This is a genomic window from Rhizobium phaseoli, from assembly GCF_010668805.1.
Classification (GTDB): domain Bacteria; phylum Pseudomonadota; class Alphaproteobacteria; order Rhizobiales; family Rhizobiaceae; genus Rhizobium; species Rhizobium phaseoli_A.
The window spans coordinates 1-9,365 of record NZ_WUFT01000042.1 but is presented as its reverse complement, the minus strand read 5'-3'; the positions used below and the strand labels follow the sequence as shown (position 1 = coordinate 9,365).

General features: G+C 57.5%; 6 protein-coding genes. 5 read left to right on the top strand and 1 reads right to left on the bottom strand.

The window, feature by feature from the left end:
• Positions 1–263: 263 nt before the first annotated feature.
• On the top strand, positions 264–1,313 hold the full coding sequence (locus GR197_RS31105) for a glycosyltransferase family 2 protein (protein ID WP_164016531.1): 1,050 nt from the start codon (positions 264–266) through the stop codon (positions 1,311–1,313).
• On the opposite strand, the gene GR197_RS31100 is transcribed toward GR197_RS31105, so the two are convergent.
• Positions 1,302–4,346 carry a trifunctional glycosyltransferase/class I SAM-dependent methyltransferase/polysaccharide deacetylase gene (locus GR197_RS31100; protein ID WP_164016529.1) on the bottom strand — a complete coding sequence of 1,015 codons (3,045 nt, stop codon included), beginning with the start codon at positions 4,344–4,346 and terminating at the stop codon, positions 1,302–1,304. The two genes, GR197_RS31105 and GR197_RS31100, sit on opposite strands and share 12 nt — an antisense overlap.
• A gap of 115 nt (positions 4,347–4,461) precedes the next feature.
• On the opposite strand from GR197_RS31100, the gene GR197_RS31095 reads away from it, so the two are divergent.
• From GR197_RS31095 to GR197_RS31080, 4 genes are read left to right on the top strand one after another with little or no spacing between them, the layout of a single operon-like run.
• Positions 4,462–5,310: an ABC transporter permease gene (locus tag GR197_RS31095; protein WP_164016527.1), complete on the top strand. Its 849-nt coding sequence runs from the start codon at positions 4,462–4,464 to the stop codon at positions 5,308–5,310.
• Positions 5,307–6,608 (top strand): ABC transporter ATP-binding protein, encoded by a 1,302-nt coding sequence (locus GR197_RS31090; protein WP_164016526.1) that lies wholly within the window; start codon positions 5,307–5,309, stop codon positions 6,606–6,608. The genes GR197_RS31095 and GR197_RS31090 overlap by 4 nt, the downstream gene beginning before the upstream one ends.
• Positions 6,608–7,798 carry a glycosyltransferase gene (locus GR197_RS31085; RefSeq protein WP_164016524.1) on the top strand — a complete coding sequence of 397 codons (1,191 nt, stop codon included), beginning with the start codon at positions 6,608–6,610 and terminating at the stop codon, positions 7,796–7,798. The genes GR197_RS31090 and GR197_RS31085 overlap by 1 nt, the downstream gene beginning before the upstream one ends.
• Positions 7,791–9,155, top strand: a complete 1,365-nt coding sequence (locus GR197_RS31080; RefSeq protein WP_164016522.1) for a glycosyltransferase — start codon at positions 7,791–7,793, stop codon at positions 9,153–9,155. The genes GR197_RS31085 and GR197_RS31080 overlap by 8 nt, the downstream gene beginning before the upstream one ends.
• The last annotated feature ends 210 nt before the right edge of the window (positions 9,156–9,365 follow it).

The window sequence follows — 9,365 nt, the reverse complement described above, 5'->3', positions numbered from 1 at the left end:
CACCAGCCTCCTGCTCCTTCAGCACCGCAATAATCTGCTCTTCGGTAAATCTCTGCTTCTTCATTCGTCCGTCCTTTGATGGGCCGGACTCTAATCAATTCTGGAGGAAATCCTCAGTGGCAGGTCAACGGCAATCTAGCGACTATGAACAGCTGCTGGCTAGAAATATCGTTGTCCAATTGCCATTGCTCCATTTATGGAAAACTCAAACGTCCGTCCTGGTGTAACCTCTTTGCGATCGTGTGGACTTCGGAGTTGAGAGCTTGAAGAAATCGGCAAGAAGTGAAGTAACTGTTGCTGTTGTAATCCCGGCCTACAACGCGGAAGGAACTCTGGCTGAAACAATCAGCAGCGTTCGCAATCAAACGCATCGCGCGCTCGATATTGTCGTGGTGGACGACGGTTCCAGGGACGATACCCTGGCTATTGCGCATGAAATCGTTAAAATTGATCCGCGCGTGCGAGTATTGAAGCAAAGGAATTCAGGCGTCGCTGCTGCTCGAAATGCGGGTTGGCGCTCTACCTCTGCCGATCTGGTGGCATTCCTAGATGCTGATGACCTCTGGTCACCCGATAAAATTGAGCGACAGTTGGCGGCATTGGAGTCAGGCGGCCCACAAGTCGGGCTGGTCTACACTTGGTATGCGATGATCGACCACAACAATTACGTCATTTACCGGAGCAATGAGGTTTCCGTCGAGGGAGATGTGCTCGACGAAGTACTTGCTCAAAACTTCATTGGAAATGGAAGCTCGCCACTCGTACGGCGGACTGTCCTCGACGCGACGGGAGGATTTGAATCCTCGCTCCAACAGCGCAAGGCGCAGGGATGTGAAGATTATCTCTTCTACTGCCTGGCCGCTGAACTCTCGCATTTTGTAGTGGTGCCGGATCATCTTGTCGGCTATCGCCAAACCCCCGACAACATGTCAGCAAATTTGACGCGAATGCTTCGGTCCTGGATTCTGGTCGCGGATGAAATGCTAAAGAGGCACCCGGAAAAGGTTCTTGCAATCCGGGCAGGCCTAAGCCGCTGTGGCCGGTGGCTCGCCCAGAGGGCGGTTGAACAAGGCCAATACCGCGCGCTCATCGGACTTGTGGCTACCATGTCGCGATATGACAAGCCCATTGCCGCCGAGATGCTTGTGGTCGACGCGAGAGCAAAGGCAATGGCGAACCTCAAAAAAAAAGCTCGATCATGGCTGAGGCAGGAACCTAATTTCTCTCCAAATCCCAATCATCGCTTTGCTCTGGGAACAAAGTACGATGCGGGTTGGACGGTGGACCACCCCATTCTTGTCTCAGCTAACTAGCAGATTTGCGAACTCTGACTGGGTGATCCCGCGAAAAACCTCCTGTCTTTTCAATGCGAGCTTATCGGCATCCGCCCGCACCGTGCCACCGACGCAGCTTAACCCGAGCCGGTAACCACATTGCTCGGCTATGTCCCGGATAGCGGGGTCGAAGTCGCCGTACGGATATGCGACCGCCAGCACTTCTCGACCCAGGCGTTTTTCAAGCATAGCTTTGGAGCCAGCAAGCTCTCGCAACAGGCTCTCCGGTGCCAGGGCAGATAGACGCACGTGCCGGACACCGTGGGCGCCCAGCGTCACGTCGCTGCTCGCGACTGCCGCAAGCTCCTCCCACGTTAGCAGTGGAGCCGGTGATCCATAGGCCGAATCCCATATTGCAGAGCCGCCGACCCTCCCGGTTGGGACAAAGAGTGAGGACGGGAAGCCGTATCTATGTAGCAGTGGGAGGGCATGCGTCATGAAATCGCGCGTAGCGTCGTCGAAGGTCAGGACTAGTGTCTTTTCTGGCGGTTTGGCACCTTCGTCGAAACAAGCAAGCAGGCGGTCCAAAGTCATCCCGCGCCATCCGGCGTCGCGCAGGAAGGCCAGTTGAGTTTCGAAAGCCTCCGGAGACTGGCGGTATCGGGCCAGCTGTTCAACACCGTCGTCCGAAACCTGATGGTACATCAAGATCGGGACGTCGTTCCAGTCTGCAGCCGCTTCCACAACTTGCCCTCCTCTCCAGCGTACTTGGCTGGCGACCTGAAGAGGCAAAGGCTGCGCTGTGTTTACTTCCACGCGTGTCGGCTCAAGGAAACCCCCGTGCTCCACCTTCTCGAACCTTTGGATTCTATAGAGCGGACTCTTGGCTTCGACCGAGAGAGTTAAATCGGGATGCTGGTCAAACATCTCACCTATGCCGACCGCACCGAATTCATGCGGCCACCCAAATCCTGTCTCATGCGGCATATCAATCAGGAGGTTGGCGTGGGCAGTAACGAACCAACCACCGGTGCGAAGACTGCCCGCAATCTTATCGACTATCTGCCGGAGTTTTTCTCTGTCCTCGAAATAGTACAGAACTTCACTGCAGACGATGAGATCGTAAGGCCCTTCCAGCTCGTCGCTCAAAAGATCCAACTGCCGATAGGCTACCGCGGAATCATGGTCCTGAAGCGAGGCCGCTCGGACGACTGCCGACGCCGAAATGTCGGTCGCCAGCAGGTTGTCGACGCGGGAGGCCAACATCCGTGTAAAGGTTCCTTCCGCGCAGGCCAGCTCAAGGCCGTTTGAAAAGCGTCGATCGTCCAACAACGAGAGGGTTTGAAGATATTTCACAGTCTCATAGTTGTTTTGGTAATCCCAAGGGTCGACCTGGGAAAATAGCTCCTCCCAATACGCCTGCGTATCGTATCTCGGCACCTCATCGCCCACTGGGCCGGTTTTTTTCGACGGCGTGTCCTTGGACATCGGCGTCGAGGCTGTAACGGCCCGCTGGCTTTCCTCTTCAACGATTCGATCGAATTCGGCGCGCCCGACATGCGCCATGTCTGGTATCGAGTCCCCACGTGTTGGTGTCAGCTCTTTCTTGCCCCACCAACCCGTTACGGTCTTAGCTTCGGCCCAAGATGATATGTTCGCCATGAGTTTCAGCAGCTGTTGAGCTACTCCGTTGTAGCTTGGCAGTGTCGTGCTGGCGGAGTCGGCGCGCCCGTCCTCCTCATCTGGAAGATTGACGATGCCATCTTCTGCCAGCGATACCGCCGTTGGGTGATCGTCGAACTCCGGGCCGAAGATCGCCCTAAGTCGACTTCGTATAGCATCGGCTTCGATTGCTCCGAAGACAACGAACTCCAGTTGCCCCAGCAGCGTCGAACCTCGCCAGATGCAACAGCGCAACCGCTCAATGCCGGGCAAGATAAGGTCGACGATAGGTCGATCCAAATCAATTGGCTCTATTCTTGTCGTTCCGATCGTGGTGGGCACGTCGGTCGGCAGCTGGTCCGCGACCTTTCGCTCCAGTGAACGAATCAACAGGGAACCAAAAGCTTCTTGGGGGCCATGCCGATTAAACCAAGCCTCCAGGTCCGGAAGCTTGCCCTGGATCTTCGACCAAAGTCCGAGCCAAATCGGCTCGTCGGGGAAGGCGCCGACCACGATCCCGTCCATCATTATAGCGCTGAGCGCGTAGGCGTCGGCGTCAGGTGGGATAGGCTCTGCCACCCGCTCAAGCAGTTCGTCAGGATTGTCGCCCTGACCTATTGAGGCGCCGACAAGCCAGATTGCGAGATACCAGCACGCCGTTCCCAACGCAGCTTTTGTTATTCCCTGGGCGAGCGCCGGCACCGGATAGGCGATGCGCGGATCGGAATGGTGGCCACGCCGGATCACCTTAAGACCAAAATCGAGATGCTTAACCCTGTTTGACGACAGCGAACCGGCCTCTACGCTAACGTCAGCCATCAGGCCTTCAACCGGCGCAAATTCGGCGCCAGCTCGAGCGAGGCGCTGCCACAGGTCCCAGTCCTCGCACATTGTCATCTCTGGATCGAAGCCGCCGAGTTCTGCAAGCCGGGACCGGCGAAGAAAGGCGGCGTGGATCGCGAAGGGGCAATAGCGCGCTGCTTCGGCAAACGGATTGTCCATTTTCACCGCGGGGTGAGACTGCCACCAGGGAGCACCATTTTTCAGACGGCGCCATCCGCAATGCAGAATGTCGGCCTGCGGCAAAGTTCGTGTGTGATTCAGCATGGTTTCAAGATGGAACGGTGCCAGCGCGTCGTCAGAGTCGAGAAAGACGACCCATTCGCCTTTCGCCTGTGCCAGTCCCGCATTGCGAGCAGCTGAGACGCCGCTCTGCTCCTGCCGCAGCACACGGAAGCGCGTATCCCGAGCCGCGAAACGGTCCGCGATCTCAGCGGTCTGATCGGTTGAACCATCATCAATGATGAAGCATTCCCAGTCGGCGTGACTTTGCGCTATCAGGCTCTCCAAAGTCGAAGAAACCGTTGTTTCCGCTTCATGCGCCGGTGTAATGATGGAAACCATCGGCATAATTGTTGCTTCCCACGATAACGATCACGCTAGTGTACCGTGCCAGTTCGCGACTATGATGATCTTTACTACTTTGAGGCAAGGTGTATTTAACCGGTGGCAAAAGTGAGCCTAAATGCCCGAACATCTCAAGGATGATGCGCTTGATCGCGCGAAGCGACGGGACCAATACTGGCGTCGTGATCAGTGGAAGCCCTTGATCCACATCTGTCTGCAATGGAACGATTTGCTGTTAGAACTTCTGGCACGCGATCTGAAGATGAGATATCAACGGTCCGCGATTGGACTCGGCTGGTCCTTGATGCGGCCATTGAGCCAGCTGCTGGTTTTTTCGCTGATCTTTCGACACGTCTTGCCCCTAGATATTCCCCATTACACCACTTTCGTCTTTTCCGGCGTGTTGGCCTGGGGTTGGCTCAGCACTGCGGTACCTGCAGCGACGACTTCCATAACCGGCAGCAGCGAACTGGTGCGCCGGCCGGGCTTTCCGATCGGGATACTTCCTGTTGTCGCAGTCATCACACAGGCAGTGCACCTTCTGCTCGCTCTGCCACTCCTCTTCATCATTTCGTCTATCGAGACCGGGGGCCCGACTTTGAGCGTCGTCGCACTTCCACTCGTCTTCCTTGCGCAGGCGCTGTTCATGATGGGCCTGTCCTATCTTGTTGCGGTTGCGCATGTCCACTTCCGGGATACTCAACATTTGGTAGGCGTAGTTTTGATGCTGGGTTTTTACCTGACCCCCGTGTTCTACAGCCCACTTAAGGCGAGCGAGCCGATGGCGTTAATTCACACCTGGAACCCGATGGCCTGGATTCTCGAGGGTTACCGCGCCATTTTCGTCGAACACGCGTGGCCTCCCGTTGATATCTATTGGAAGACTGCGCTGATTTCTTTGCCGATGCTCATTGCTGGCATTTGTCTGGTCGAGCGTGGAAGCGCACGCCTCGTGGACGAACTATGAGACAAGGCGCCATCACCGTACACGACGTCGGCAAGCGCTACCGTCCGCAAGGGGGTGCACGCTCCACCACCTTAAAGGGTTACCTTTTGTCCGGACGGTCCGTGGTACAGTCGAAAAGCTTTTGGGGCCTGCGCCACATCAGCTTTGCGGTTGCGCCAGGGCAAGCTGTCGGGGTGGTCGGGCTAAATGGGGCAGGGAAGTCCACTTTGCTGCGTCTGATCGGCGGCGTTGGTCGTCCCGACGAAGGGCAGATCAAGGTGAGGGGGCGAATTGGCGCCTTGCTCGACATCGGGGCGGGCCTGACCGACGATTTGACGGGGCGCGAGAATATCTTCCTGCTGGGTGTTATCGCAGGAATGCGGCGGACCGAGGTTGCCGAGCGGTTTGACGAGATTGTAACCTTCGCAGAGCTGGAGGCGGCCGTTGAAAACCCGGTTCGCAGTTATAGCACCGGGATGCGAATGCGCCTGGCATTCGCCGTGGCAGTCCATGTGCGCCCGGACATCTTGCTTATCGATGAGGCCCTCGCTGTAGGCGACCAAGCCTTCCAACAGAAGTGCATTGCAAGAGTGAAGGAGATACTGAATGGCGGCGCCACTATCTTCTTCGTGTCACACGACGTCTCGCAGGTAAGAGAAATCTGCGATCACGTGCTGTTCCTGAGAGGTGGACGCGTCGTGGGCTACGGACCAATCGACGAAATGCTCCCGCTTTATACCTCAGCTGTCGAGGCGAAGGTCGCCAGCGTCCAGCACGAACCGTTCGCCGTTACGAAACTGCCCGTCGAACTTGTGCCGCAGGTCAGCCGGTTCGGCAATGGTGAACTCCAGATCACAGCCGTCGTGTTGCTGAACGAGCAAAGCACGCCGACAAGTACCATCGTTGCGGGCGACCGGCTGTCGATTTCACTGACCTATGTTGGCGCCACCAGAGATCGCAACGCCGTTATCGTCATCGGCATCTACGCTGCGGACGATACGTGCTGCTTCGAGACCGACAGCAAGTTGGCCGAATTCGCCCCTGTCGTAGACACGGACACGGTGCGCATCGAAACAACACTCAATCGTGTCGACCTGGCGCCGGGTGACTATCGCGTTACGGTGGGCCTTTTTTCGGCGGACTGGCAGCAGGTTTACGATTACCATGCCGAAGTCTATCCTCTCGCCGTGACCGGCCCCGGCCCAAGAAAGGGTATGCTGAATCCTCCGACACAGTGGCAGCAGGTGCAGTCGCGCCCCACCGCGACCTCGCCGGACTACGGCGCATTGGGTCAGCACAGCTCGGATCGGAACTCCTGATGCGCCTTGCGGTTCGAGACATCGACATTCTTGACCTTCCGCCAGATTTTGAACCGACCGATGACTATCAGGGTGCACTTGTGTTGATCCGGGTCGCCGGTCGTCCGTGCGGCCAGGCTGTGATCGCCTTCGACACCGATGGCGGCAAGATGCCAATTAAGGACCGGATTCTGTCTGCGGCCAGTTCGTCAGTCTTCGAAGCTTGGCTGAGGCATCGGCTGGCCCTCCCTGATTCGTCGCCGACTCCAAGTCAGCTGCCGAAAGCGTCCGTGGTGATCTGCACGCGTGATCGCACCGAAGATCTGGAGCGATGCCTCACCGGGCTTTTGGCTATGCCCGATAAGGCCGATATTCTAGTCGTCGACAATGCCCCATCGAACGAGGCCACGCGAGATTTAGTCGGGCGCTTCGACACTGTGAGATATCTGCGCGAACCGCGTCCTGGTCTTGACGTTGCGCGCAATACTGCCCTTCGCAACACAGAAGCAGACGTCGTCGCCTTCATCGACGACGACGCGGTTCCCGACCCGCTATGGCTTAGAACCTTGCTTCGCAATTTCGAGGACCCCCTCGTGCTGGCCGTAACCGGCCTTACCATGGCGGCAGAGCTGGAAACGGACTCGCAGATCGCCTTTCAGCATTTTGGTGGTTTTTGCCGTGGTTTCAGGCGTCAGGTCTATGATGCCTATAACCTGGACCCATTCACCGGATGGCATGCGGGTGCCGGTGTCAACATGGCATTGCGCCGAACGATCGTTGACGCGGTGGGGTGGTTCGACGAGGCTCTCGACGCTGGAACGCTCAGTCTGGCTGGTGGCGACACAGACATGTTCCGGCGTGTGCTCGAAGCCGGATATCGGATCATCTACGATCCCGAGGCTCTGAACTGGCACCGCCATCGTCGCTCAATCAAGGAACTGCAGCAGCAGATGTATGGCTACGAGGTTGCATCGTTCGCCATCTTGACGAAGGCCCTCCTGTTCGAGGGAAACCCGCGTGCGCTACCTCGCATGTTTCGTTCGTACAGCAGGCTTCTTCGGCGATTGTTTCAACCTCGACCGACACACCAATTCAGCCTGCCTTACAACGACGCCTTAACGCAGGTCAGAGGTGCTGTGAGCGGCCCGGTTCGTTATCTGAGGGCGCGGGCGCGGGCGCGAGCGGGAGAGGCAGGGCATAAGCGTGGTTGACATCAGCGTTATCATACCAACGCATAATCGTGCTGCCATGCTGAGATCGCTTTTAAGCAAGCTCGACGCTCAGCGAGATGGGACCCCAGCGTTCGAAGTCCTGGTTGTGGCCGACGGGTGTGAGGACGACACGTCGACAATGCTCTCGTCGCTTCGTATCCGCGTTCCGCTTCGTACCCTGACGTTGCCGGGCGTCGGTCCGGCACTCGCCCGCAATGCGGGGTCGCAGGTCGCGAGCGGCCGTTTATTGATCTTCCTTGATGACGACATTGAGCCGGGGGAAAACTTCGTTCGGGCGCACTTCGTTGAACATCAGCGCCACCCTGGAGGCGTCGTGATGGGCCCGTATCCGCCACTTCCGCACATTGCAAAGGATCGCTTCCGCCTCACCGCGCGCGCATGGTGGACGAGGCACTTCGAGCGCGTGTCCCGCCCTGGACATCAGTTCGCCTTTACCGATGTGCTGACAGGAAACCTTTCGCTGGATGCAGAACTATTTCACGCAATGCGCGGGCTCGATCCTCAATTCGCCCGTGCACGAGAAGACTTCGAATTTGGTCTGCGTCTGATCAAAAAAGGAGTTCCAATTCGTTTTGCTCCTGACGCATTGGGCTATCATCTCGAACATCAAACGACGACACTCTCCGGGAAGATGGTGCGCAGGCATCAAGAGGGGCGCTCCGATGCCTTGATGGCTCGTAAGCACCCCGACATACAGCGGTTGCTTGCGATCCATCGGTTCGTCGGAAGAAAAGGGCGGAAGAGGCGTCTGCAAAGGACCATCGCTACCCGCGCCGGTTCTGTCCTCGACCCCCTCGTCAAGGCTGGTCCCCGCGTCCTCCAAATGTTGGAAAAGGCTGGCCTTCGCAGGCTCTATGAGAAGGTGGAGCGACAGTGCAGTGGATATCATTATCTTCGCGGCGCCGCGGAAGTGTTGGGCGAGGATTGGCGGCTTCCGACGGATCCAGCTTCCACTTATGAAATCGACGTGCTCGAGATCAATCTGGACCAAGGCCTTGAGGCAGCCGAAGCTATTCTGGCGGAACGCCGGCCTCTCGCTGCTCGTATCACGAATGGGACGGTACACGTCGGCGACATGTCTCACCGGGTCGGCGCCGAACCGTGGGACGCACGGCATTTCCGTCCGTGGCTGAACCGCCAGGCAATACAGAGATATCTTCCTGTGGCGCTTGCCGAATGGCAGGGTAAGCCGATCAACGTCCCCGCGAATTTGTCCGACTTCACATTGAACAGTCTCAATAACCCCAGTTTCCACGCGCATATGATCGAACAGCACGTCCAGTGGCTGCAGGCGAAACTGCGTTCAGCACTCTATGACAATACGAGTAAATCGTAGCGGCCGACGCTGCTGCAGCCGACCGCCAGGTTCGAACGCCTTACCGCGCCCTTGCCGATGCGCCGCCGCGGGCGCAGTCCGGCTGACCTGCCACTGAGGATTTCCTCCAGAATTGATTAGAGTCCGGCCCATCAAAGGACGGACGAATGAAGAAGCAGAGATTTACCGAAGAGCAGATTATTGCGGTGCTGAAGGAGCAGGAGGCTGGTG